Genomic DNA, 24,134 nt, shown 5'->3' on the forward strand with positions numbered 1-24,134 from the left:
TCGCCAAGATACATTTCTGTCACATGACGCAATTCACAATCCCCGATTTGCGAGGACTGATGGGCATTGATCAAGGATTCGTTTTTCAGTCCGTCAAATGCGTGCGCCCAATATGGTGCACGACGGCGGTGCTCGAGCATCACTTGATCCAGATGACGCTCGACGGGACGACAGACACAATCGACCAGATCGCGGTGAAGGCTGGCGGAGGCACCTTCGTCCGCTACGTCGTCGCATGGCGATGCGGGGCGGGTGTCGTGCAGCAGATCGGACTGCCGTCGACGGCTGGGGAGGTTTTCGCCATCCGACGCGCGGCTGCATCCCAAGGATTGGCGATCGAGACTCTCGATCCACGAGAGGTCCTCGCCGAGCCTCGCTGCAGCGCCGCGCGTGCCGTCTGGGCGCTGCGCGACCGGGACGTCGACCCGGCGATGCGGATTGCGGTCCTGTCCGCGCTGGCGGAAGGCCAGATGAGTCTGGACGAGCTCTGCGCGCAGGTGCCGGGTCCGGCCGATCCCATCCCGGCTATCGCCTCACTCGCCTGCGCAGGCGACATCCGCCTCGATCTGTCCGCAAGCTTCGGGCCCGACACCCCGGTCAAGATCGCGGCGTGACGGCGCGCGCGGCCAAAGGGCAGCGTCTCGCATCGTCAATAATCTCGCGCGTGCGCGCGTGCGTACTCGGCTCACTTCACCTGCGAGGAGACCAGTATGGCCGAACCTTCGACCGCCACCACTACTATCGTGTACCGCCCCTTCGGCGGAATGGACGGCTACCGCGTCCTGTCCGACCGCGCGAGCCGCGCTGTGGTCCACGCCTTCCCACTTAAGGACCTCCCAGCCGTGGCGTCGGCCGGGCTGCTCGCCGGCGGCTGCGCCTATGTCCTGCTCGGCGGCGGCAGGGCCTACGTTGGCGAGAGCGGCAAGCCACTGCGCCGGCTCGCCGAACATGCCGCCGACCCGACCAAGGGATTCGCGCGCGAGGCCTTCGTGGTCAGCGGCTGCGACGGAGCAGCTTTCGACAAAAGTCTGGGTCTGGATTTCCAGTTTCGTCTGACGAAGGAGGTCATCGACGTCGGATCGGTGACGGTGGTGAAGGGCAGCAATCCTATCGGCCCCGATCTGCCGGCAGCCGACCGATCCACGCACGACCGCATTTACGCCGACGCGCTGAGGCTGCTGCACGACGCTGGCTGTGGCATCTTTTCCCCCACTGGCACCGCTGCCGGCCCCGATGCCCCAACTCCGACCGCGCCGCCCGACGCGCCGCATCGGCCGTCGCTACCCGAAGCTCCGTCCGCAGACGCGGCGGACGGCGGCCCCATGGCCATCGGCGTGTCGGCGCTGCCGATCGACGGCGAGTCCTTCGAATTGCGTTACTGCAATCTCTGGGCGCGTGGCTATCGCTCCGGCGCGCGATTCGTGGTCGGGGCCGGCTCGGAAATCAGGACCAGCACCAACGGCAGCGTCGATGCGATCACGCGCAAGCGGCGCGAAGAGCTCTTCAGGGCGGGCGTGGTGGCGACGATCCCCGGGTTGTCGGACCGGCGGCGCCTGATGGTGGACGTCGCTTTCGCGACGGAGTCGATAGCCGCCAAGGTCACGTGCGGCGCGCACACCGCACCGTCCTGGACACCGCTCGCCGCACGGGCCGTGGTCCTGGGAACGTGATGCTGCGCAGGGAGGCTTGAACGTGGCCATGCGGTGCGATTCCGGCTGGCGGGCGAAGCTCGTCCGATCCTATCCCGACCTCTTCCATCCAACGGGCGATCCGCTCTCCGCGGAAGGCTGGCCGGCCGTGGACGACGGCTGGCGCGAGCTGCTGGAGCGCGCCTGCGCTCGCATCCGGGAGGCGGTCCGCGCCGAGGACGGCTCGTTCCGCGCGACGCGGGTCAAGGAGAAGTACGGCACGCTCCGCTTCCACTGGTCGGGCCGCCTGTCGCCGGAGGCGCGAGACCGGGTCGAGGAGGCGATCGCGCTCGCCAAGGCGCGCAGCGCGTCCACGTGCGAGGTTTGCGGCGAAGCCGGGCGCCTGTACGGCGGCGGCTGGTTTCACGACGCGCTGCCCCTTCCATGCGGAAGGCCGCCCGGCCGTCCAGGTCGAGGAAGGGTTCGAAAATCTTCACGTCGACCACCGCCCGGTCGGCGGCCGCTGGCTGCCCCGCTACCGCTTCTACGACCGCGACACGGACCGCTTCGTCGAGGCGGGGCGGCCCCGCGGAAAGGGCAAGTGATGGCGAAATTCCGCCGCGGCGCCTGCGGACGCAGGGGCGAGTTCGAATACGACCTGGACCGTCACGGCTGCCCGCTCTGCGGGTCGGCGGACGTCGTCTTCGCGCTGGCCATCGAAGAGGTGCCGGACGAGCTGCTCGCCGCGCTGAAATCGATGGGATCTGACGACGAGGGGCGGGACGGGGACTGAGGTCCCGACGATCGCGAGGTGGCGTGCATGGCGAAGAATACCGAGAAGCCGAAGAAGAAGGGCCGCGTCGCCCCTGGGTGGGGATTCAAGCGCCTGTCGGCCCTCAAGGTCGACCCGACGCTGGGTCCGCAAGACGCCGAATCCGAAGGACCCGAAACCGCGGGACCGGAAACCGAAGCCGCGTCCGCCCCCGAGCGGCCTCGGAAAAGGCACGGCACGGCGACCGCGATCATCGTCGGCGCGGCGTTCGAGGCTGCGACGACGCCGGCCGTCCGCCGCCGCCTCGCCCACGTCCAGGCGCTCGCCGCTATCGTGATCGTTCCCGGCCCCGCCTGGGTCGCTCCCATGCAGGCCTACGTCGCCTCCGAATTCGGCTCCCGTTGGTGCTTCCACACCCGCGACGGCACCGACCGCAGGCGCGAGGACGCCGGCTCGGTCGAGGCGGCGCGCGACCTGTCGCGCGGCATGTGCGTTATGGGCGTGAGCCACGACGAGACGCTGCTGCCCGCCTCGCTGCGGAGCGCGGCCGACATCGTCGTCCGCATCGCCCCGCCGGACGGCGCCTTGATGCGCAAGGCGATCGCACGTTTCGCCGGGCGCTCGCCTGGCGAACTCGGGCCCGGGATCGCGGCCGGCCTCGAGCTGCCGGAGATCGTCGCCGCGTTCCGGCCGGCCAGCGGCGCCAAGAACATTGTGCGGCGGCTCGAGGCCGCGCGCCATTCGCATGTCGGTACGCCGCGGCGCGTGCCGGCTCTCGCCACCGCGGTCGAATATGGCGAGGCGCAGCGCTGGGGTCTCGACCTCGCCCGCGACATCGCCGACTTCAGGGACGGCAAGATCGAGTGGCGCGACGTCGACCGCGGCGTCTGCCTTCATTCGCCGCCGGGCTTTGGCAAGTCCTGGTTCGCGGGCGTGCTCGCGCAGGGCTGCGGCGTGCCGCTGGTCACGACGTCCGCAGGGTCGTGGTTCGCGAACGGGCCTGGGTATCTGGACAGCGTGGTCAAGGAGTGCAGAAAATCCCATGCCATGGCTGTCGCGGCGGCCGGGCCCGGCGTCGCCGTCTGGCACATCGATGAGGTCGACGCCGCCGTACCTGAACGTGCAACGATGTCACAACGCGCGCAGGAGTGGTGGAATGTCGTAGTTTCTGATATTTTGAATATCGTCGATTCTGCGCTGGCGGCGAAGGATGCGCACCTCCTGGTCATCGGGAGCTGCAACGACATCAGCCGCGTGGATTCAGCGCTGCTGCGGCCGGGCCGCCTGGAGAAGGTCGTCCGGATCAATCCGCCCGACGCCGCGGGGATCGCCAACATTCTGCGCTTCCATCTGGACGGCGAGCTCGCGGGCGATGACCTCGGCGCGGCCGCCGCCGTGATGGAGGGGTCGACCCCCGCCGAGGTCATGTACATGGTCAGGACGGCGCGGCGCGCCGCCAGGCACGCCGGCCGGAGCCTGGCCGTCGCCGATCTGATCGCCGCGGCGATGCCGTGCGAGGCCCATCCGCCGGCGCGCCTCTTCAGGATGGCGATCCACGAGTCCGCGCACGCCGTGATCCTGCTGGCGCTGGAGGCGGGCACCGTGCAGGGCGTCTTCCTGAGGAGCGCCGGCGACGCCGGCGGCCGCACCTCCGTGCTCTATGCCGAGGACGACCTCGTCACCCGCGCGGCGATCGAGGACCGCGCGACGGTCGGGCTGGCCGCGCGCGCCGCCGAGCGCCTCTTCACCGGGGCGGTCTCCACCGGCGCAGGTGGCGCCCCGGACAGCGACATCGGCTCGGTGACGGTCCTGGTCGCATCCCTCCACGCGTCCTTCGGAATGCGGGGCGCCCCGCTTTATCTCGGCGCCGGCGACGAGCTGCTCAGGGCGGTCGCGCTGGACACCGTCCTGCGCGAGGCGGTGGCGCGCGACCTGCGCCGGCTGGAACGCCGGGCGGACCGGCTGGTCGCGGCCAACCGCGCCGCCATCCTCGCGGTGGCCGGCCGGCTGGCGGAGGCACGCCATCTCACCGGCGCCGAAGTCGAGGCGCTGGTGCGCGGGCGCCTGCGCGGGCGGCGCCGCCGTCCGCCGGGCGGGGCGTGAGCGGTGCCGCCCGCCGTCGCCCGCCGCCGGCGGCCCGCCGGCCGGGTGCCGGCGGGGGCCGTCCCGGCCCGGCGGGATCCTCCCGACGGGTCCCACGAAAATCGAATCCTTGGACGGCAAATCCTTGAAAGATCGAATCCTTGAGAAAGCGGAAAATTCGAATCCTTGAAATCGAATCCTTGGAAAACGAGTCCTTGAAGATGAATCCTTCAATTCTGTTTTGCCGAATTTCCGCCCGCGGCGGCCCGGGGCGTCCGGCGGCTCCCGGTCCGGACCGCGGGGCCTCGCCGGGCCGGCGGCGGGGCCCGCTCCGCGCGCCGGGCGGATGCGCCCGCGGGGGACGCCGGCCGGGGCCGCGGCGACCGGCGCCGGACGAGGATTTCCTGCAACCCGAACGGAGGAAAGATCATGAAGCCGATACCCCGCCGCGTCGCGGCGAGACCTAGCGTGAAGGACTGGAGTCCGACGGAGGTATTATCGTATGAGGAGGCCGCCGCGCTGCTGTGGCCTTCGGGAAAACCGCTTTCGGCGTCGAGTCTGCGCACGGCGCAAAAAGCTGGGCTCCTGGATACCATCTTGGTTGCAAGGAAGAGACTTACAACCTTAGCGACCATCGAGGCGATGCTCGAGACGGCGCGCCAGAAGGCGCGCGAATGAGAAGGGGGCGCCCAGTATCGGCGAAGTATCGGCAAGTAATTCGGGAGCGGGCTGCCGCGGAGAGCGCCCGCGGTCCCGGCTCCAACCTCTTGAATTCATGACGGAAGTGGGGAATCCGTGGTGCCGCGTTCCGCCCTTGCGGGCGGCGCAGGATGATCCGGAGCGACCCCGGCGGACGAGCCGCCCGGGGCCGACGTTCCGGAAGGCGACGACCCCGCCGATCTCTCGACGGGGTCGCTGACGAGACCGCGCGCACGGTTCTAGCCGTGGAAAGCAGCCGGACGCGCGATCCGAGGAGCAAAGCGTACCATGAAAAAGGTCGGTAGGGAATTGCATCGCGCGGCGATGGAGAGGGCGATCCTGATGCCCTCGGTCGTCGACGGCGAACGCCTGGACGGGCCGAAATACTCCGCCCGCTTCCGCAGCCAGACCGGATACTGGGCCCTGTGGAAGGGCAAGGATCGCGTCCGAAGCCTGAACACGAGCGACAGGGAGGAGGCCCAGCGCCTGGTCGACCTGGCCCAGCTGCAGTCGGACGCCCGCGAGGACAACATCGTGGACTGCCGCCGGGCCTCGGCGACCGAGGTGATCGACGAGCGCATCAAGGTCGTCAAGAAGTTGAAGAAGCGCTCGGCCGGCCAGATCGAATCCACGCTCAAGGCGCTCAAGCCCCACGTGGAGGGCAAGCAGCTGCGCCAGCTGGATAACGATTGGCTGGCCGAGACCGAGGAGGCGATGCTCGAGGAGGGGTATTCGTATTCGTATTTCTGGAACGGAATCAATTACTTCCGGACCGCGGTCCGGAAGTATTGCGCGGCCAAGCTCTCGCTGCCGGTCCTGCCCTTCGCCATGCCGCCGCGCGCGGAGGGCCGCAAGCGCGTGGTCTCCCGGGAGGAGCAGGCCGACATCGAACGGTGGTCGGGCGGCAACGACGCCTACGACAAGACGACCAGGCTCTGGACCCCGCGGAACTGCATCTCCGCGGCCGAAGCGCACCGCCGCCTGATCGTCGCCCGCCAGACGTATCTGGGAGCGACGTTCGGCTCGCGCGCCGGCGTCTACGTGGGTCTATCCTACGGGCCTCGCGTCGACGGCGGCGGCTACTTCGACCTCGAGCGAGGCGTGTTCCACCGCGTCAAGCCGGGCACCAAGACCTCGGCCAACAAGCGCTCGCCGAAGGTCATCATGCCGCCGAGCGCGATCGACGAGGTCGCCGGTTGGCAGATCCGGGACGCCGGCTGCCCCTGGGTGTTCCCCACCCAGGACCGAAGCGGCCCGCTCGGCCAGGAGCGCATGCGGGTGATCTACGAAGATGCGATGGACGAGCTCGGCATCGAGGACGTGTTCGCCCACATCTGGCGCCACACCTTCATCACCCGCCTGGTCGAGGAAGGAGTCTCGGCCTACGCGATCGCGGAGGTCGCCGGCGTCTCGGTCCGGATGATCAACAAGGTCTACGATCACCACGACGTCGGCGCGGTGCAGCGGCTGGCCCACGAGGCGATGGCCGGCATGACGGGGCGCCGCAAGGCGGCCTAGGACGTCCGATCCGTCGGAGGCCCCAGGGCGCCGCAGGCGAAATGCCGGCGGCGCCCTTTTTCATGGCGGGTCCCAGAAGACCGCCGATGACGGTCCGCGATACGGTCCGCCGGCGGCCGGGCTTCGCAATCGCCGCCAAGGCCATGCGGCGGCTGGCATTTCCGGCAGGGTCTCTCTTCCGGGTGGAAAAGGCGGTCGCGTTAACCTTCTTTGTCCACTTTCTTAAATTGGCGGATTTCAGCGCGGTCCAAACCGGCTCGGAGCACTGAAATCGGCTTCATAACGGTCCGTGCAGGTCGCGCGATGACGATTTTTGGACGGTCGCCGGCGCCTGCTGGAAGCGCGGTGGCGCCCGCGGTAGAAGCCTAGGGACGCCGTCCGCCGGGGCGGCTCGGAGGCGCACCATGGACGATATGCCGACCGACATCTCCGCACGGCCGTCCCGTCGGCGCCAGCGCGCTCCTGGAGCCCCTCAGTTCGTCCTGCGCTTTCCGGTCGAGATGATCCCGGCGCTCGCCGCAGCCCACGTGGAGGACGACGATGAGCGCAGGGCGTTCGCAGCCGGACGCCGGATCGCCGCCGGCAGCCGAGCCCGCGATGATTTCATGTCAATCTTCGAGTGGAAGACGCGGGGCCGGGGCCGGTCCAGGCCGGCCCGCAACTCCGACGTCGAGATCCGCGACGCGCTCGACCTGGCGATGGCCGCTCGGACTGAGCGTTCGGCGATAGCCGTACTGTCCGGCCTGGTCGGCGTCGACGTCCCGGTGGCCTCGGCGGTCATGACCGCCATCGACCCTGCGCGCTACACGATCCTCGACTTCCGCGCGCTGTGGTCGCTTGGCGTCGAGCAAAACTCGCCCTACTATCCTATCCCCTACTTCCTCGATTATCTGACCACGTGCCGCCAGATCGCGGCGGAGACCGGCACCTCTCTGCGCGATCTCGACCGCGCTCTGTGGGGGTACTCGAAGAGGAATCAGAGGCGCCCCGGCGCGATTCGCGGACCGAGTGAAGCGCCGTGGCCGGTCTGACCGCTGGAAACCACGCGGTCCGAGGGCCTCCCCCAAAAAAAATTTGGAAGTATTGATTTCGATGATGTGGCCCTAAACTCATCGAGACGACCTGAATAGACTTGAGTTTTGTATCACATCCTCAGCAGATGATGGCCGCCGGCGGCCGCGATCTCCAGCGCCCGCTTGGCGCTCTCCTGGCCCTTAATGTCGCGCAGGTCGAGCGTGGAGGCGGCGGCTTCGTGCACCTTCGGCGAGGGCCGCGACAGCACCTGCGTGCCCTTGAAGTGGTTGGCGATCTGGATCAGCGAGCTTGCTGCGATGATCTGGATGTCCGGGCTCGCCCAGGCCGCTTCGGAGCCGCAGGCCGCCGGGCAGATCAGCCCCTCCTCGCGTGCATTGGCGCCGATCGCGGCGGGAAGGACGCCGGCCACCGGGGCGATCGAGCCGTCGAGGCCAAGCTCGCCGAGCACGGTGAAGCCGGTCAGCGCATCCGGCGGGATCGCCCCGATCGCCGCCATCAGCCCGAGCGCGATCGGCAGGTCGTAATGGCTGCCCTCTTTGGGCAGGTCGGCCGGCGCCAGATTGACGATGATCCGCCGCGCCGGCAGCGCCAGCCCCGAGGCGATCAGCGCCGAGCGCACCCGCTCGCGCGCCTCCGACACCGCCTTGTCCGGCAGGCCGACGATGGCGAAGGCCGGCAGGCCGGGGGCGACCTGGACCTGCACGTCGACCGCGCGGGCCTCGATCCCCTCAAAGGCGACGGTGGAAACCCGCTGAACCATGCTCAAACCAGCCTGCCCCTCTCGCACAATTACGGGTAGCAGAGCGCGGCTCTTTTCGCAAGAACAATACAGGAACATCCCGCAGGGGCGGACAAGCCCTAACCGATCGTAAACACCGAGCCGACACTACGCCTCGAATGCGAGCTTCTGCCCTCAGCACATTCCAACGAATGTCCGCTACTCCTGAGGCTGCGGGATGGGCCGTGGTCTAACGGGTGAACAATTCAAATGCTTGCAAATCGCCGCAGAAGCGAACGTCGGGTGTGCAGCCGCCTCGCCAAGATCCATTTTGGCGCGGGCTCGCTGCCGCGGGACTGCACGATCACCGATATTTCGGATGGTGGCGTGAAAGTGGTGGCGGAATTTCTGGAAGTGCCGCCGCAATTCACCATCATCTTCGCGCCGGATTATTCCCGGCAATGCCGCCTGCGCTGGCGCATCGGCTGCGAGTTCGGCGCTGAATTCGTCGACTGAGAGGCGGGGGCCCGCGTCCTTAACGGGACTTTAGCGTTAATCGGTAAGCATCTCTGATCAGTTGCCGAGTGATCAGAGTATGTCCAAGCGTTCGTCTCTCGCCTTTCCGCCGGCGAGATTGCTGTCTCCCGCACTGCTGGTGCTCGTCCTCGGCGGCTGCCAGACCGCCGGCGTCGAGGATGTCACCGGCGCGCTCGGCATCAGGTCGGAAACGACCGTCAAGACGGATCCCAAGCCGGACATGGACGCTTTGCGCGCGCGTTACCGCGCCAAGCCCGGCGATCCCGCAATGGCGATCGAATACGGCAAGGCACTGCGCGAGACCGGCCAGCGCGCCCAGGCGGTCGCGGTGCTGGAGCAGGCCGTGCTCGCCCATCCCAGCAACAAGGCGCTGCTCGCCGGCTATGGCCGCGCGCTCGCCGACAGCGGCAATTTCCAGCAGGCGTTCGACGTTCTCAGCCGCGCGCATTCGCCCGAGGATCCCGACTGGCGCATCCTGTCGGCGCAAGGCGCGGCGCTCGATCAGCTCGGCCGCCACGAGGAGGCGCAGCAATATTACGCGAGCGCCCTGAAGATCGTGCCCGACGAGCCGCAGGTCCTGTCCAATCTCGGTCTGTCCTACATGCTCCAGAACAATCTGCCGCGCGCCGAACAGGTGCTCGGCCGCGCCCATCAGCGCAATCAGAGCGATACGCGGATTCGTGCCAACCTCGCGCTCGTGCTGGGATTGCAGGGCCGCCAGGCCGAGGCTGAAATCCTGGTCAAGGCAGATTTGCCGCCGGACCAGGCAGCGGCCAAAGTCACGGCGCTGCGGCAAATGCTGGCGAAGAAGCAGCAGCAGGCCGAGAAGTAACCCGCCAGCCAACTGCATTCCTGCTCGTCGCGTCCTCGCGAGGCGAGAACGCTATCTCGATCACGACGCCTTGCGGTGCGGAGCCGATGGGCGGCCCGACCGGCCCTTCAGCTTCTTCAGCAGCGGCTCCAGCAGCGAGCGCTTCGGCTTCTTCACCTCGCCGCGACCGGCGAGGCGGTTCGCCATGGTCTGAAACAGCGCGGTGGTGCGGTGGTTCTTGGCGACTTCCGCGATCATCTGGCCGTTATTGGCCGCGGTCGAGAACAGCTTCGAATCGAACGGGATCACCGCGATCGGCTGGCTCTCCATGGTCTTGGCGAAGGCCTTGACGTCGATCTCCGCGCGCTTGTGCATGCCGACCTGGTTGATGCAGTACAGCGGCGGCCGGTCGTTCGGTCGTGCCGCCTTCAGCACGGTCAGCATGTTCTTGGTGTTGCGCAAGTTCGCGAGATCGGGCTCGGCGACGATCACGATGTCGTCGGCGTTCACCAGCGCGCGACGCGTCCAGCCGGACCATTGGTGGGGAACGTCGAGCACGATGCAGGGCGTGGTCATGCGCAGCGTGTCGAACACGGCATCGAAGGCTTCGGCGCCGAAATCGTAGACGCGGTCGAGAGAGGCGGGCGCAGCGAGCAGGCTGAGGCGCTCGGTGCATTTGGCGAGCAGACGCTCCATCAGCGCCGTGTCCGGCCGGTCCTGCGACAGCACCGCGTTGGCGATGCCCTGGACCGGATCCTGGTTGTAGTCGAGGCTCGCGGTGCCGAAGGCGAGGTCGAGGTCGATCACGACCGAATCGAGCGAAAGGTCGCGGGCGATGGTCCAGGCCACGTTGTGCGCGACGGTGGAGGCGCCGACGCCGCCCTTGGCGCCGACCACCGCGATGACGCGGCCGGTGATGATGGCCTCGGAGGCCGAGAACAGGCTGCAGATCGAGCGGACGACGTCGAGGGTCTCGACCGGTCCGATTACATAATCGTTGACGCCGCGGCGTACCAGCTCGCGATAGGGCGCCGTGTCGTTGGGATTGCCGATCACGACCACGCGGGTGCCTGGGTCGCAGACGCCGGCGAGGTCGTCCAATCCCTCGAGGATGTCGCGCGTGCCGTCGGATTCGATCACGATCACGTTCGGCGTCGGCATCGATTCATAGACTTCGATCGCCGCGGCAAGGCCGCCGTCCTTGGCGGTGAGGTGCGCCTTGGCGAGCCGGCGGTCCTGCCCCGCCGCGGTCACCGCTTGGAGCGTCTGCTCGGTCTCGCAAAAGGCCTGCACGGAGATGCGAGGAACCGGCGCAATGTGTTCCTCGGGGTGCCCTAGGTCGTCCGAATCTTCGTCGTGGAGCCGTGTCATTTGCCGGTATCGCTGAGCTTGGCCTTGTCGGCGTCGGGATTGGGTGTCGAAACCGCGGTGCCCTTGCGATAGCGCTCGAAGGCGATGTCGCGCCGCGCGGTGTAGGCCGGCGTCTCGGATCGCGGCTGCTCGAGGTCGGCGGGATTGTCGATCATTGCCGCGAGGTTGCGCTGGCTGGCGCAGCCCAGATTGAAATAGGGCCGGTTCTCGTTGTAGCCGGGATCGAGGATGGAGGGACCGATGTCTTCCGGCCACAGACCGCAGGGACCCGCGACCGCGGTGATCTTAGAATAGCTGAGGCGGATGGTGGGCAGCAGCCCGGGGTCTTCAGGACGATAGGGATGCTGCACGATGGCGCGGGCCGGCACGCCGCCGGATGTGAGCACCGAGCGGATCTCCCGATAGGTCGCGGCCGCCGCGCGTGAATTTGCGCTGTCGACGGGGACGTCGACGACGACGGAGCCAGTGCCTTCGCGCATCCAGTCCCGCGCAATGCCGGCGACATCCGAATGCTGCGCGGCCGACAGGCCGCCGCGCGCCGTGCCGACGAAGATCACGATCGACTTCCTGCCCTCCTGCACCGCGATCGGGTGGCGCTGGCGGTAGTCGGTCGGTACCGTCTGAGTGATGTCGCCGCTGGTGTTGCAGGCGCCGAGCATGACGGACAGCCCGGTCAATGCCAGCGCGATCCCAAAGCTGCGACGTCGATCGGCAGATGTTGTCGTCATCGCCCGGTCCCCTCTTGCACCGTTCCTTGCCCCGTTTCTTGCCGCGGTCCCCAAACCGTTCGCCTCAGTCGATGATGAAGCCGAAATCGCCGGGTGCGCCGTTGATCGGATCGACGCGCCGTGTGGTGCCATAGAGCCGGTTCATGCGGCCGAGCAGCGCCGTCTGCGCATCGGAGGCCGGCGCGAAGCCGTCGTCGGGCCGCGACAATTCCTTTTGCGCGACCGCGCGCACCACATAGGGCGTCACGATCACCATCAGCTCGGTCTCGTTGTTGACGAAGTCCTGGCTGCGGAACAGCGCGCCGATGATCGGCACCTGGTCGACGCCGGGCAGGCCGTTGATCGCCTGCTTGGTCTGCTGCTGGATCAGGCCCGCCATCGCCATCGAGCCGCCCGAGGGAATTTCGAGCGTGGTCTCGGCGCGGCGGGTCTGGATCGAGGGAATGGTGATCGAGTTGCTCGAGGTCGAGGACACCGCCTGCGTCAACGTGATGGAGTTGGTGTTCGACAGCTCCGACACCTCGGTCATCACGCGCAGGCTGATGCGGCCTTCGCTGAGCACGACCGGAGTGAAGTTCAGGGAAATGCCGAACTTCTTGTAGGTGACCTGGGTGGTACAGACGTGGGTGACCGGATCGCAGGAATAGCCCGCGGGGATCGGGAATTCGCCGCCGGCGATGAAGGTGGCGGATTCGCCCGAGATCGCCGTCAGGCTCGGTTCGGCGAGCGTCCGCATCACGCCGGCGCTTTCCATCGCGCGCATGGTGGCGCTGACGGTGGCGACGCCCTTGGCGAGACCGGCGACGCCGAGCCCATTGCTGCCGACGATCGGCCCGCCCGAGACCGAGAACGGGTTGGAATTGTTGAAATTCACCACGGCCGTGCCGGCATTCAGGCTGGCGCTGAGATCGACGCCGAGCTGCTTGACGATGTCGCGGCGCACTTCGCCGACGACGACCTTGAGCATCACCTGGTCGCGGCCGCGCACGACGATGTTGTTGACGACCTTGTCCGATCCGCCGACCAGCTTTGCGGCGACGTCGCCGGCCTGCTGCGCCTCGACCGGGCTCGACACCGATCCGGTCAGCATCACGCTGTCGCCGACGCCTTCGATCTGCACGCCCGGCAACGACTGGCGCAGCGCCGTGCGCATGCCGTTGAGATCGCGCTTGACCGCGATGTCATAGGAGGCGACCTGCTGGCCGTCGGCGGCGAAGAAAACGACGTTGGTCTGGCCGACCTGGCCACCGATGATATAGGCGCGCTGGGCCGAGCGAATCACCGCATTGGCGATCTTGGGATCGGCCACCAGCACGTCCTTGACTTCGCGGGGCAAGTCGATGACGACGGATTTGCCGATGCCGAGCGAGAGAAAGCGCGTCCTCGCCGGCGCGATCGTCGCGACCGGCGACACACCGAGATCCGGCGCTTGGATCGGCGCCTGGTCGCCGACCGGCGCATCGGCGGCGTCGACGCAACCGGGCGCTGCGAGCAGCCCCAGCATCAGCATCGTCCCCGCAAAGAACGAGCGCGCGCGCTTCCCCCGAATGCGCAGGCCCATCCGATCATCCCCGTAATTCATCATGTCCCCATCACTTCTGTGACGTCAGTTGCCGCGTCTGCACGCCGTAGCGGATGACGTCGATGCCTGCGGAGCGCTTTGCCCCCTGGTCCTCGACGGTGACTTCCGTCGCGTTGGCATCGACGATGCTTCGCAGCGCAAGCTGGAGCGTGCCGCCCTGGCGCGCGGCCGAAAGCGTGGCGACCTGGTCGGGCTTGAGCTCGAGCGTGACGGTCTTGCCGACCACGGCGTTCTGACCGTCCTTTTCCTTCGGCGCCTGATCAATCGCGAGCACGCGGATGTTGGTCAGGATGACTTCGGACACGATGAGGTCGTTGCCGGCGGTCGGGCCGTTGGTATCGGGGTTCTTCAGGCGACGTGTCAGCACGATGTCGACGCGGTCGTTCGGCAGGATGAAGCCGCCGGCGCCGGTCTCGGCGGAGATTTCGGTCGAAACGGCGCGCATGCCGGAAGGCAGGATCGCGGCCATGAAGCCGGAGCCTTCGGCCCTGACCAGCTTCTGCTCGCGGATCGGCTCGCCCTGCATTAGGGGGACGCGCGCGATCGAGCCGGCGATCTGGCTCTGCGCCTCGGGCCTGTTGTCACGGCGGATGAAGGCGCTGCTGGCGGTCGCCGCCGGCCAGGTCTGCCATTGCAGATCCTCGGGCTTGAGCGCCTGGCCGAGCTGGATGTCGTTCTTGGCGATGAGGACTTCGACAGTCGGCAGCTTCTCGACGACGGCCTCAACCGGCGCGGGGGCATTCTGATAGCCGCTCGCCAGGTACGCAGCGACGCCGCCGGCGGCCAGCGCGATGACGAGAACGACAATGCGTGCGGTGTTCATACGCTTTACTCATACGCGGGGCACTCGAACCGCACCTGGCGGGTTCCCCCGTGTCGATGAGTAGGGAGTAAAAGTATAAGGGGTGTTGCGAGGCCGAGCGCGCCGACCGGCTGCGACGCTGGTTCTCGGCAGATGGTGAACGCGGCGTTATCCAGTCGGCCAGCGGCCCCGTAGTTTCACGCAGAGCGCGCTCGTGCGTTGGCCCGATGCGGAGCGCGTCATGGTGAATGGGTGGTTAGTGATGAGCGGTCTTGCCCCGCTCCGAACTGCTGCTCCGTCATCCTGAGGTGCGAGTGGCGCGATGCAGTGCATCGCGCCGGGAGCCTCGAAGGATGTGCGGCCCCGTGCAGCCGGGCCGTCGCCCTTCGAGGGCCGCTGAAGAAGCGACCGCCTCAGGTTGACGGCGATGGATAGACGTGCGCTTCGCGAGAGTTCTACTTCTTCCGCTTCTCTTCGATCACGTCCCAGATCTTCGCGGCGACGTCAGGCCCGCCGAGCCGCGCGATGGCGCGGATGCCCGTGGGCGAGGTCACGTTGATCTCGGTGAGGTTGCCGTTGATGACGTCGATGCCGACGAACAACAGGCCGCGCTCGCGCAAGGCCGGGCCGAGGGTGGCGCAGATCTCGCGCTCGCGCGGGGTGAGCTCGGTCTCCTGCGCCGCGCCGCCGCGCACCATGTTGGAGCGGAGGTCGTCGGCGGCCGGCACGCGGTTCACCGCGCCGGCGAACTCGCCGTTGACCAGGATGATGCGCTTGTCGCCGTGCCTCACCTCCGGGATGAATTGCTGGATCACCCACGGCTCCCTGAACGTCACGGAGAACATGTCGAACAGCGAGCCGAAATTCATGTCCTGCGGCATCACGCGGAACACCGCCGCGCCGCCATGGCCGTGCAGCGGCTTCATCACGACGGCACCATGCTTGTCGCGAAACGCGTTGATCTCATCGACGTCGCGGGAGATCAGCGTCGGCGGCATCAGCTGCGGAAAGTTCATCACGAACAGCTTTTCCGGCGCGTTGCGGACCGAGGCGGGATCGTTGACTACCAGCGTCTTCGGATGGATGCGCTCGAGAAGATGCGTCGAGGTGATGTAGGCGAGGTCGAACGGCGGATCCTGCCGCAGCAGCACCACGTCGAAGCCGTTCAGCGCCTCGCGCCTGGGCTCCCCGAGCGTAAAGTGGTTGCCGGGCTCGTCGCGCACGGTCAGGAGGTGAACGGGGGCCACGATCTCCTCGCCGACCATCGAGAGCTTGTCAGGCGTGTAATAGGACAGGCCATGGCCGCGCTTCTGCGCCTCCAGCAGCAGCGCGAAGGTGGAATCGCCCTTGATGTTGATGCGGGCGATGGGGTCCATCTGGACGGCGACGTTCAGTTTCATGGTCTGCCTTTCAGGTCGAGGCGTCGAATGCCGCCAACACATGGCGCGGAAGTGAGCGCGGCGCAATCAGCATGGCGTCGAATCGCAATTCGAATTCGGCATGCTCGGGATGCGCGACGAGCCAGCCTTGCGCGGCATCGATGATGCGCTGCTGCTGGCGCGGCGTCACGGCAAAGGCGGCATCGTCCAGCGTCGCGCGCGCTTTGACCTCGACGAACGCGATCAGGTTGCGGCGGCGCGCCACGATGTCGATCTCGCCATGCGCCGTGCGGTAGCGCTTGGCGAGAATGCGATAGCCCTTGGCCATGAGATAGGCGGCGGCGCGGCTTTCCGCGGAGATGCCGGTGTGGAATGCGGCGACGCGCTCGGGCGAGGCGGCCTTTGGTTCCCTTGGGATCTCACGCTTCGGGATCTCAGTCTTCGCCATCGCGGCCCCGCGAATGCTTGTGCAGAGTCTTGGCGAGCTCGAGCGCGCGGGCATAGACCTCGCGGCGCGGCCGGCCCGAGAGCGCGACGGCGTGCGCCACGGCATCCTTGACGCTGTGCGCGGCCAGCTGCTCGCGCAGGAGACCATCGAGCGCATCCATCGTCAGCAGCTCGGCATCCGGGGGCGGCGGGCCGATGACCAGAACGAACTCGCCGCGCGTCTCCGGCGCGTCCGCCTGTCGCGCCAGCTCGGCAAGCGGCGCGCGTCTGACCTCCTCGTGCAGCTTGGTCAGCTCGCGGCAGATTGCGGCGTCCCGCTCACCCATGATCTCGGCGAGATCGGTCAAGGTGGCCTGCATCCGGTTTCCTGATTCGAACATCACCAGCGTCGCGTCGATGCGCGCGAGCTCGGCCAGGCGGGCGCGGCGCGCGGCGGACTTCGCCGGCAGGAACCCCTCGAAGAAGAAGCGGTCGGTCGGCAGCGCCGCCACCGACAGCGCGGCGAGGACGGAGGACGGGCCCGGCAGCACGTGCACGGAGTGGCCGGCGGCGGCGACCTCGCGCACCAGCTTGAAGCCGGGATCGGAGATCAGCGGCGTGCCGGCATCCGAGACCAGCGCGACCGAGCCGCCGGCCGCGAGCGCCTCCAGGATTTTCGGACGGGCGGTTTCCGCATTGTGCTCGTGATATTGCTTGAGCTGCGCCGCGATGGCGTAGCGCTCGGTCAGGCGCCGGGTGATTCTTGTGTCCTCGCAGGCGATGACATCGACGCCGGCGAGGGTCTGCAGCGCCCGCAGCGTGATGTCGCCGAGATTGCCGATCGGGGTTGCGACCAGATGCAGGCCCGGTGCCGCCTTCGGCGCCGTGAGCCGATGGGCATCGATGGAGAAACCGCGCGAGGCGGCCTCTTGAGCTTCAGACGTATTTATCGTGGCCGGCTTTGCGCGCATAATGAAGTCAACTTAGGCACGATCGCTAAGGCTGGGAACCGGCTCCCCGAAAAAGATCGTGCCGAGATGAGGGGCTGGGAACGGACGGGAATGTGATCGGTCGGGATCACGTCGGGAGGGGGTGAGGGGCCTCGCGCCATATTCGCGACGGAAACTCCGCCTTGATGCTGGGTGAGCGATGGCGAACAGCTGCCGGGACAGGGAGGCGGCCGCGTTAAGCGGTTATTATCCTTTTGTTTTGGTTAACTATTTGCCGACAATATGCCTGAATCCGCGGCCTGCGCCGTGGAAGGAAGATCATGACCGGCCGGCGATGGCGGGTCAGAAGAGAAGCTGCCATGGTGGGCCCGCGTTTTCCTAAGTCTCCCATTCCGGGGTCCCTGATGTCGGGGGCGACCCGCCGGAGCGCGCTCGGCCTGTTGCTCGGCGCGCCCCTGCTGTCGGCCTGTGCCGGCGTGCAGCAGAGCCTCAGCCAGTTCTCCAACCCGTTCTCGAGCTCGGCACCGCCGGCCCAGCCGGCCGGCCCGCCGCAGCAGGCGACGACCGCCGGCACCGGCGGCGTGAAGGTCGGTCTGATCCTGCCGCTGTCCGCGGCCGGCAATGCCGGCCTTGCCGCGCAATCCATGCGCAATGCCGCCGAGATGGCGCTGGCCGAGTTCCAGAACCCGAACATCCAGCTCCTGATCAAGGACGACAACGGCAGCCCGCAAGGCGCCCAGGCCGGCGCGCAGCAGGCGGTCGACGAAGGCGCCGAGATCATCCTCGGGCCGCTGTTCGCGCAATCGGTGCCGGCGGTGGCGCAGGTCGCGCGCACGCGCGGCATTTCCGTCATCGCCTTCTCGACCGATTCCAGCATCGCCGGCCGCGGCGTCTATCTGCTCTCCTTCCTGCCGGAATCCGACGTCAATCGCATCGTCGAATATTCTGCCAGCATCGGAAAGCGCTCGCTCGCCGTGCTCGTGCCCGACAATGCCTATGGCAATGTCGTCGAGGCCGCGGTGAAGGCGGCGGCGCCGCGCCGTGGCGGGCGCATCGTCGCGTTCGAGAAATACGGCGCCGATCGCGCCACGCCGGCGCGCACGGTGGCGCAGCAGCTCGGCAGTGCGGACGCGCTGTTCATCGCCGATGACGGCGATGCCGTGGTGACGGTGGCCGACGCGATGACGGCCGCGGGCGCGAATCTGCGCAACATCCAGCTGCTCGGCACCGGCTTGTGGGACAATCCGCGGGTCTATGCCAGCGCCGCGCTCCAGGGGGGCCTCTACGCTGCGCCGGACCCGGCCGGCTTCCGCGCTTTCTCCGGCCGCTACCGCACCAAATACGGCGCCGAGCCGATCCGCACCGCGACGCTCGCCTATGACGCCGTCGCGCTCGTCGCCGCGCTCGCGCGCACGCAAGGCACCACGCGCTTCTCGCCCGACGTGCTCACCAATCCCTCCGGCTTTGCCGGCATCGACGGCCTGTTCCGCTTCCGCGCCGACGGCACCAACGAACGCGGTCTTGCCGTGATGAAGGTGACGCAAGGCGGCGGCGTCGCCGTTGCAGGCTCGCCGAAGAGCTTCGGAGCGTAGCTCCGGACGACGGTGCCGTAGGGTGGGCAAAGCGAAGCGTGCCCACGCATTTTTTTGCGGTCGAGTGAGATGGTGGGCACGGCGCAAGTGCGCCTTTGCCCTCCCTACAAGATCCCGTTACGCCGCGAGATCCGCGACCACTGCATCCAGCACCGGAAATCCGCTGCTGGTCACGCGCAGGCGGCCCGTTGCATCCACCGTGATTGCGCCTTCCTCGCGCAGCAGCGCGATGCGCTTGGGATCGAGCGGACGGCCGGAGAGCGCCTTGTAACGCTCGGGGTCGATGCCTTCAGCGAGGCGCAATCCCATCAGCAGGAATTCGTCGGCGCGTTCCTCGCTGTTGAGCAGCTCGTCGGTGACAATGCCATGGCCATTGGTCTCGACCCGCATCAGCCAGGCTTCGGGACGCCTCTCGGTGGCGGTCGCGTGCCTGACATCGTCGATGTCGAGGCGGCCGTGCGCGCCGGGACCGATGCCGGCATATTCCTCGCCGCGCCAGTAGACCAGATTGTGCCGGCACTCGGCGCCGCGCCGCGCGTGATTGGAGATCTCGTAAGCGGGCAGCCCGAGCTTGTCGCAGGTCTCCTGCGTGACGTCGTAGAGCGCGCGCGCGACCGCCTCATCCGGCGTCTTCAACTTGCCGGCCTGGTGCAGGCCGAAGAACGGCGTGCCTTCCTCGATCGTCAGTTGATAAAGCGACAGATGCTCGGCCGCTTCATCGATGGCGAGGCGCAGCTCATCGGCCCACATCGCCGGCGTCTGGTCGGGGCGGGCATAGATCAGGTCGAACGAATAACGGTCGAACGAACGGCGCGCGATGGCGACGGCATCGAGCGCCTCGCGCGCGCTGTGCAGGCGTCCCAGCGCCTTCAGCGAGGCGTCATCAAGCGCCTGCACGCCGAGTGAGACGCGGTTGACGCCGGCGCTGCGATAGCCGGCAAAGCGCGTGGCCTCGACGCTGGTCGGGTTGGCTTCGAGCGTGACTTCGACGTCGCGTGCGACGGTCCAGTGCTTGCCGATCGCATCGAGCACCGCGCCGACGGTTGCGGGCTGCATCAGAGATGGCGTACCGCCGCCAAGGAAGATCGAGGTGACTTCGCGGCCGGGCGCGCGCGCCGCGTTCGTTTCGATCTCGCGCGCGAACGCAGAGGCAAAGCGCGCTTCGTCGATCGCGGCGTGGCGGACATGGCTGTTGAAGTCGCAATAGGGGCACTTCGACAGGCAGAACGGCCAGTGCACGTAGACGCCAAAAGCTTCGGATTGTCGTTTTGACGCGTTTTCCCGGCGCGAACCGGCATCCACTTCGCTCGAAAACGCTCTATCGCGGCTCAAGGCAGATCTCCGCCAGTTTCCGGAAGGCGCGGGCACGGTGCGACAGGCCGAGACCCAGCGGCGGCAGGCCGTGCTTCTCGATGCTCTCCATCTCGCCGAAGGTGCGGTCGTGACCATCGGGCAGGAACATCGGATCGTAGCCGAAGCCGGCGCTGCCGCGCGGCGGCCAGACCAGGGTGCCATCGACGCGCGCCTCGACCTCTTCGAGATGATGGTCGGGCCAGGCCACGCACAGCGCGGAGACGAAATGCGCTCTCCGGCGGTCCGGCGTGGTTGCGCCGCGCTCCTGCAACAGGCGCTCGATCTGCGCCATCGCCGCGTTGAAGTCCTTGGCCGGACCGGCCCAGCGCGCGCTGTAGATGCCGGGCGCGCCGTCGAGCGCGTCGACCACGATGCCGGAATCGTCGGCGAAGGCGGGCAGTTTGGTCGCCTGCGCCGCCGCGATCGCCTTGATCGCGGCGTTGCTGCGGAAATCGCTGCCGGTCTCCTCCGGCTCGGCGAGGCCGAGCTCGCCGGCCGACACCGCCTCGACGCCGTGGGGCGCGAGCAGCTCCCGCATCTCGGCCAGCTTGCCGGGATTGTGGGTAGCGACGACGAGCTTTCCGGTGATTCGGCGGTGCATGGGCCTATTGACTACGCCACAGCCAGTTTCTGCAAGTCCACCAGACGCGCAACGCCCTTGCGCGCCAACGCCATCAGCGCCAGGAACTCGGCTTCCGTGAACGGTTCGCGTTCCGCCGTGCCCTGCACCTCGATGATGCGGCCGTCGCCGGTCATGACGAAATTGGCGTCGGTCTGGGCTTCCGAATCCTCGGCATAATCGAGATCGAGCACCGGCGTGCCGTTGTAGATGCCGCAGGAGATCGCGGCGACGTTGTCGCGCATGACGTTGGCCTTGATCATGTTGCGCGCCTTCATCCAGTTGACGCAGTCGGCGAGCGCGACCCAGGCGCCGGTGATCGAGGCCGTGCGCGTGCCGCCGTCGGCCTGAAGCACGTCGCAATCGACCGTGATCTGGCGCTCGCCGAGGGCCTCGAGGTCGACGATGGTGCGAAGCGAGCGGCCGATCAGGCGCTGGATCTCGACGGTGCGGCCGCTCTGCTTGCCGGCGGCGGCCTCGCGGCGGGTGCGTTCCGAGGTGGCGCGTGGCAGCATGCCGTATTCGGCGGTGACCCAGCCGCGGCCCTGGCCCTTCAGCCACGGCGGCAGGCGGTCTTCCAGCGTGGCGGTGACCAGCACATGGGTGTCGCCGAACTTCACCAGGCAGGAGCCTTCCGCATATTTGACCACGCCGCGCTCCAGCGTCACGGGGCGCAATTCGTCGGGCGCACGGCGGCTTGGCCGCATGGGAAATCCTCCAAAACTCACGGGAAAGGCTGTTGGCGGTGCTTGTAGGTGGGGCGAAGGTGGGCGGCAAGGGCTTATTCGGCCCCTGATTCCGGGCCGGTAAACGCCACGCTTGTCAGAAGCGCCCGGGATGGACAAATTATGAGGATCTGAGAGGAGTTACCGCTGTGGCCCATCACGATCCGATCCATCTGATCGCGCCGCGCGCAGGCCTCGCCCAGCTCAACGAGCGTTCCCGCGATATCTTTCGTCAAATTGTCGAAAGTTACCTCGCGACCGGTGAGCCCGTGGGCTCGCGCAATATCTCGCGCCTGATCGCGATGCCGCTGTCGCCGGCCTCGGTCCGCAACGTCATGGCCGATCTGGAACAACTCGGCCTGATCTATGCGCCGCACACCTCCGCCGGCCGGCTGCCGACGGAACTCGGCCTGCGCTTCTTCGTCGATGCCTTGATGCAGGTCGGCGACCTCAACGAGGCCGAACGGCAGTCGATCCAGAGCCAGCTCACGTCCGTAGGCCAGGCGCACTCGGTCGAGGCGGCGCTGGACCAGGCGCTGACGCGGCTGTCCGGACTGACGCGGGCCGCGGCGGTGGTGCTGACGCCAAAGTCCAATGCGCGGCTCAAGCACATCGAGTTCGTCCGCCTGGAACCGGAGAAAGCCCTGGTCATCCTCGTCGGCGAGGACGGCCAGGTCGAGAACCGCGTGCTGACGCTGCCCCCTGGAGTTCCGTCCTCGGCGATCACCGAAGCCGGCAATTTCCTCAATGCGCGAATCCGCGGCCGCACCCTGGCCGAGGCGCGGCTTGAGCTCGAGACGGCGCTGGCCGAGGCCCGCGCCGAGCTCGACCAGCTCGCACAGAAGGTGATTTCCGCCGGAATCGCCAGCTGGTCCGGCGGCGAGAACGAGGACCGCCAGCTCATCGTGCGCGGCCATGCCAATCTGCTCGAAGATCTCCACGCGCTGGAGGATCTGGAGCGGGTGCGCCTGTTGTTCGACGATCTCGAGACCAAGCGCGGCGTGATCGATCTGCTCGGCCGGGCCGAGACGGCCGAGGGCGTGCGCATCTTCATCGGCAGCGAGAACAAGCTGTTCTCGCTGTCGGGGTCCTCCACCATCATTGCGCCCTATCGGGATGCCGCCGGCCACATCGTCGGCGTCCTCGGGGTGATCGGCCCGACGCGGCTGAATTATGCCCGCGTGATCCCGACGGTGGACTACGCCGCCCGCATCGTCAGCCGCCTTTTGGGGGGCTGACCGGCCTTTCCGCCGATCACGGGCGCTTGATTTTCGCGGCTCAAAGCACGATATGCGGGCCAACAATCCCAGACCACCTTGAGTCCAGACGAGTTCGAGAAGAGAGCCGATGACCGATCGAGACCGGCAACCCGAAGACGCGGCCGCGCCGACTGGCGAGCCCGTGGCGTCAAAGCCCTACATCATGCCCGACGATCCCGAGCCGGGCTCGGTCGAGACCCTGCAGAAGGAGGTCGCCGAGGCGCGCGATCGCATGCTGCGGACGCTGGCCGAGATGGAGAATCTGCGCAAGCGCACCACCAAGGAAGTCGCCGACGCCCGCCTCTACGGCATCACCGGCTTTGCCCGCGACGTGCTCGACATCGCCGACAATCTTCAACGCGCGCTCGACGCCGTTCCGGCCGAGGCGCGTGCCACCGCCGATCCCGGCCTGACCTCGCTGATCGAGGGCGTCGAGCTCACCGAGCGCGCACTGCATAGCGCGCTGGAAAAGCACGGCGTGAAGAAGCTCGATCCGCAGGGCCAGAAGTTCGACCCGAACTTCCACCAGGCGATGTACGAAGTGCCCGATGCGTCGGTGCCGTCGGGCACCGTGGTCCAGATCATGCAGGCCGGCTACACCATCGGCGAGCGCGTGCTGCGCCCGGCTCTGGTCGGCGTCGCCAAGGGCGGCGCGAAGCCAGCGGCTGCAGCGAACAACAACGAATCGAGCAGCGCGCCGAACTGAGTTCTGCCGTCATTCCGAGGCGATGCGAAGCATCGAACCCGGAATCTCGAGATTCCGGGTTCGGCTCTTCGAGCCGCCCCGGAATGACGAAGGAAGGATAGCGCGCTGCTTTACGCACTCACCGCGATATCGGCAGACTGGATCCGCTTCACGCGGGCCTTGGCCATATCGGCCCACGCCTTGGCGAGCGAGCCCTGGGTGTCGATGCCGCGGCAGGCGTCTTCCACCACATAGACCTCGAAGCCCGCCTTGCGCGCATCGAGCGCGGTCCAGGCGACGCAGAAATCCGTCGCGAGCCCTGCGACGAAGACGCGCTTGATCTTGCGTCCCTTCAAATATCCGGCAAGGCCCGTCGAGGTCTTGCCGTCGGCCTCGAGGAAGGCCGAATAGCTGTCGACGTTCTTGTGAAAACCCTTGCGGATGATGAGCTCGGCGTGAGGAATGGCGAGGTCCTTGGACAGCGCCGCGCCGTCGGTGCCCTGCACGCAATGATCGGGCCACAGCACCTGCTTGCCGTAGGGAAGGTCGACGGTCTCGAACGGCTTCTTGCCGGAGTGGACCGAGGCAAACGAAACGTGGCCTGGCGTGTGCCAGTCCTGCGTCATCACCACGTTCGCGAACGCCTTCGAGATCTTGTTGATGACGGGCACCACCTGCTCGCCGTCCTTCACGGCGAGGCTGCCGCCCGGCAGGAAGCAGTTCTGCACGTCGATCACGAGCAGCGCGGAGGTATCGTCAGGTTTGATCGGTGCCGCTGCAAAGAGTGCACTCGGCGCCAGCGTCGCCAGCGCCGTCGTTCCAAGCATTGCCAAGACTTGTCGCCGATCCAGCATCGTTCGCCT

24 protein-coding genes and 1 pseudogene are annotated in these 24,134 nt (G+C 67.5%); 13 read left to right on the top strand and 12 right to left on the bottom strand.

Annotated elements, in window-relative coordinates; translation table 11 throughout:
- Positions 1-143 precede the first annotated feature (143 nt).
- From K410_RS0103325 to K410_RS36445, 8 genes are all read left to right on the top strand, one after another.
- Positions 144-614 (top strand): hypothetical protein, encoded by a 471-nt coding sequence (locus tag K410_RS0103325; RefSeq protein ID WP_155253211.1) that lies wholly within the window; start codon positions 144-146, stop codon positions 612-614.
- A gap of 96 nt (positions 615-710) precedes the next feature.
- The gene (locus tag K410_RS0103330; protein ID WP_028133525.1) at positions 711-1,670 is read left to right on the top strand and encodes a DUF4357 domain-containing protein; all 960 of its coding nucleotides are present in this window, start codon (positions 711-713) and stop codon (positions 1,668-1,670) included.
- 16 nt (positions 1,671-1,686) lie between these two features.
- A complete protein-coding gene (locus K410_RS0103335) occupies positions 1,687-2,421 on the top strand; it encodes a hypothetical protein (RefSeq protein WP_245269318.1) in 735 nt (244 codons plus the stop codon).
- Between the two features lie 27 nt (positions 2,422-2,448).
- A complete protein-coding gene (locus K410_RS36440) occupies positions 2,449-4,503 on the top strand; it encodes an AAA family ATPase (protein WP_049819917.1) in 2,055 nt (684 codons plus the stop codon).
- Between the two features lie 408 nt (positions 4,504-4,911).
- Positions 4,912-5,160 carry a hypothetical protein gene (locus tag K410_RS0103345; RefSeq protein WP_028133527.1) on the top strand — a complete coding sequence of 83 codons (249 nt, stop codon included), beginning with the start codon at positions 4,912-4,914 and terminating at the stop codon, positions 5,158-5,160.
- 309 nt (positions 5,161-5,469) lie between these two features.
- Positions 5,470-6,699, top strand: coding sequence for a tyrosine-type recombinase/integrase (locus tag K410_RS0103350; RefSeq protein WP_080672117.1), 1,230 nt, complete (start codon positions 5,470-5,472; stop codon positions 6,697-6,699).
- 86 nt (positions 6,700-6,785) lie between these two features.
- Positions 6,786-6,968, top strand: a complete 183-nt coding sequence (locus tag K410_RS0103355) for a hypothetical protein (RefSeq protein WP_155253212.1) — start codon at positions 6,786-6,788, stop codon at positions 6,966-6,968.
- A 135-nt stretch (positions 6,969-7,103) separates the two neighbouring features.
- Positions 7,104-7,730, top strand: a complete 627-nt coding sequence (locus K410_RS36445; RefSeq protein WP_155253213.1) for a hypothetical protein — start codon at positions 7,104-7,106, stop codon at positions 7,728-7,730.
- 122 nt (positions 7,731-7,852) lie between these two features.
- Here the strand turns inward: K410_RS36445 and K410_RS36450 are convergent.
- Positions 7,853-8,494 (bottom strand): annotated as a pseudogene (locus tag K410_RS36450) (magnesium chelatase domain-containing protein); the annotation flags it as partial.
- Positions 8,495-8,722: 228 nt separating this feature from the next.
- Here K410_RS36450 and K410_RS0103370 point away from each other — a divergent pair.
- The gene (locus K410_RS0103370; RefSeq protein WP_018644993.1) at positions 8,723-8,968 is read left to right on the top strand and encodes a PilZ domain-containing protein; all 246 of its coding nucleotides are present in this window, start codon (positions 8,723-8,725) and stop codon (positions 8,966-8,968) included.
- Positions 8,969-9,047: 79 nt separating this feature from the next.
- Positions 9,048-9,821, top strand: a complete 774-nt coding sequence (locus tag K410_RS0103375; RefSeq protein ID WP_028133530.1) for a tetratricopeptide repeat protein — start codon at positions 9,048-9,050, stop codon at positions 9,819-9,821.
- 60 nt (positions 9,822-9,881) lie between these two features.
- Here K410_RS0103375 and K410_RS0103380 read toward each other — a convergent pair whose 3' ends face one another.
- The 7 genes from K410_RS0103380 to rsmI all read right to left on the bottom strand — a co-directional run bounded on the left by K410_RS0103380 (position 9,882) and on the right by rsmI (position 17,059).
- Entirely contained in the window at positions 9,882-11,171 is a 1,290-nt protein-coding gene (locus K410_RS0103380; protein ID WP_028133531.1) for a CpaE/TadZ family protein, read from the bottom strand.
- Positions 11,168-11,899, bottom strand: coding sequence for a CpaD family pilus assembly protein (locus K410_RS0103385; RefSeq protein WP_028133532.1), 732 nt, complete (start codon positions 11,897-11,899; stop codon positions 11,168-11,170). The genes K410_RS0103380 and K410_RS0103385 overlap by 4 nt, the downstream gene beginning before the upstream one ends.
- A 64-nt stretch (positions 11,900-11,963) precedes the next feature.
- Entirely contained in the window at positions 11,964-13,481 is a 1,518-nt protein-coding gene (locus K410_RS0103390; protein ID WP_028133533.1) for a type II and III secretion system protein family protein, read from the bottom strand.
- Between the two features lie 10 nt (positions 13,482-13,491).
- Positions 13,492-14,304 carry a Flp pilus assembly protein CpaB gene (gene cpaB, locus K410_RS0103395; RefSeq protein WP_028133534.1) on the bottom strand — a complete coding sequence of 271 codons (813 nt, stop codon included), beginning with the start codon at positions 14,302-14,304 and terminating at the stop codon, positions 13,492-13,494.
- A 434-nt stretch (positions 14,305-14,738) separates the two neighbouring features.
- Positions 14,739-15,683 (bottom strand): glutathione synthase, encoded by a 945-nt coding sequence (gshB, locus tag K410_RS0103400; protein WP_028133535.1) that lies wholly within the window; start codon positions 15,681-15,683, stop codon positions 14,739-14,741.
- Between the two features lie 10 nt (positions 15,684-15,693).
- Positions 15,694-16,110 (bottom strand): YraN family protein, encoded by a 417-nt coding sequence (locus K410_RS0103405; RefSeq protein ID WP_028133536.1) that lies wholly within the window; start codon positions 16,108-16,110, stop codon positions 15,694-15,696.
- Positions 16,097-17,059, bottom strand: a complete 963-nt coding sequence (gene rsmI / locus K410_RS0103410) for a 16S rRNA (cytidine(1402)-2'-O)-methyltransferase (RefSeq protein ID WP_028133537.1) — start codon at positions 17,057-17,059, stop codon at positions 16,097-16,099. Before rsmI ends, K410_RS0103405 begins: the two co-directional genes overlap by 14 nt.
- Before the next feature lie 338 nt (positions 17,060-17,397).
- Here rsmI and K410_RS0103415 point away from each other — a divergent pair, with 338 nt between their 5' ends.
- Positions 17,398-18,630: a penicillin-binding protein activator gene (locus K410_RS0103415; protein WP_028133538.1), complete on the top strand. Its 1,233-nt coding sequence runs from the start codon at positions 17,398-17,400 to the stop codon at positions 18,628-18,630.
- A 117-nt stretch (positions 18,631-18,747) separates the two neighbouring features.
- Here K410_RS0103415 and hemW read toward each other — a convergent pair whose 3' ends face one another.
- The 3 genes from hemW to rph are packed head-to-tail and all read right to left on the bottom strand — an operon-like array spanning position 18,748 to position 21,309.
- Positions 18,748-19,932 (bottom strand): radical SAM family heme chaperone HemW, encoded by a 1,185-nt coding sequence (gene hemW, locus K410_RS0103420; protein WP_049819921.1) that lies wholly within the window; start codon positions 19,930-19,932, stop codon positions 18,748-18,750.
- A gap of 16 nt (positions 19,933-19,948) precedes the next feature.
- Positions 19,949-20,584, bottom strand: coding sequence for an RdgB/HAM1 family non-canonical purine NTP pyrophosphatase (gene rdgB, locus K410_RS0103425; protein ID WP_028133540.1), 636 nt, complete (start codon positions 20,582-20,584; stop codon positions 19,949-19,951).
- 11 nt (positions 20,585-20,595) lie between these two features.
- Positions 20,596-21,309 carry a ribonuclease PH gene (gene rph / locus K410_RS0103430; protein ID WP_028133541.1) on the bottom strand — a complete coding sequence of 238 codons (714 nt, stop codon included), beginning with the start codon at positions 21,307-21,309 and terminating at the stop codon, positions 20,596-20,598.
- A gap of 167 nt (positions 21,310-21,476) precedes the next feature.
- Between rph and hrcA the strand changes: the two genes are divergently transcribed.
- The gene (hrcA, locus tag K410_RS0103435) at positions 21,477-22,565 is read left to right on the top strand and encodes a heat-inducible transcriptional repressor HrcA (RefSeq protein WP_028133542.1); all 1,089 of its coding nucleotides are present in this window, start codon (positions 21,477-21,479) and stop codon (positions 22,563-22,565) included.
- Positions 22,566-22,674: 109 nt separating this feature from the next.
- The gene (grpE, locus tag K410_RS0103440) at positions 22,675-23,292 is read left to right on the top strand and encodes a nucleotide exchange factor GrpE (RefSeq protein ID WP_028133543.1); all 618 of its coding nucleotides are present in this window, start codon (positions 22,675-22,677) and stop codon (positions 23,290-23,292) included.
- A gap of 110 nt (positions 23,293-23,402) precedes the next feature.
- On the opposite strand, the gene pncA is transcribed toward grpE, so the two are convergent.
- The gene (gene pncA / locus K410_RS0103445; protein ID WP_028133544.1) at positions 23,403-24,125 is read right to left on the bottom strand and encodes a bifunctional nicotinamidase/pyrazinamidase; all 723 of its coding nucleotides are present in this window, start codon (positions 24,123-24,125) and stop codon (positions 23,403-23,405) included.
- Positions 24,126-24,134: the final 9 nt, after the last annotated feature.

The organism is Bradyrhizobium sp. 22, from assembly GCF_000482425.1.
Lineage (GTDB): Bacteria > Pseudomonadota > Alphaproteobacteria > Rhizobiales > Xanthobacteraceae > Bradyrhizobium > Bradyrhizobium japonicum_B.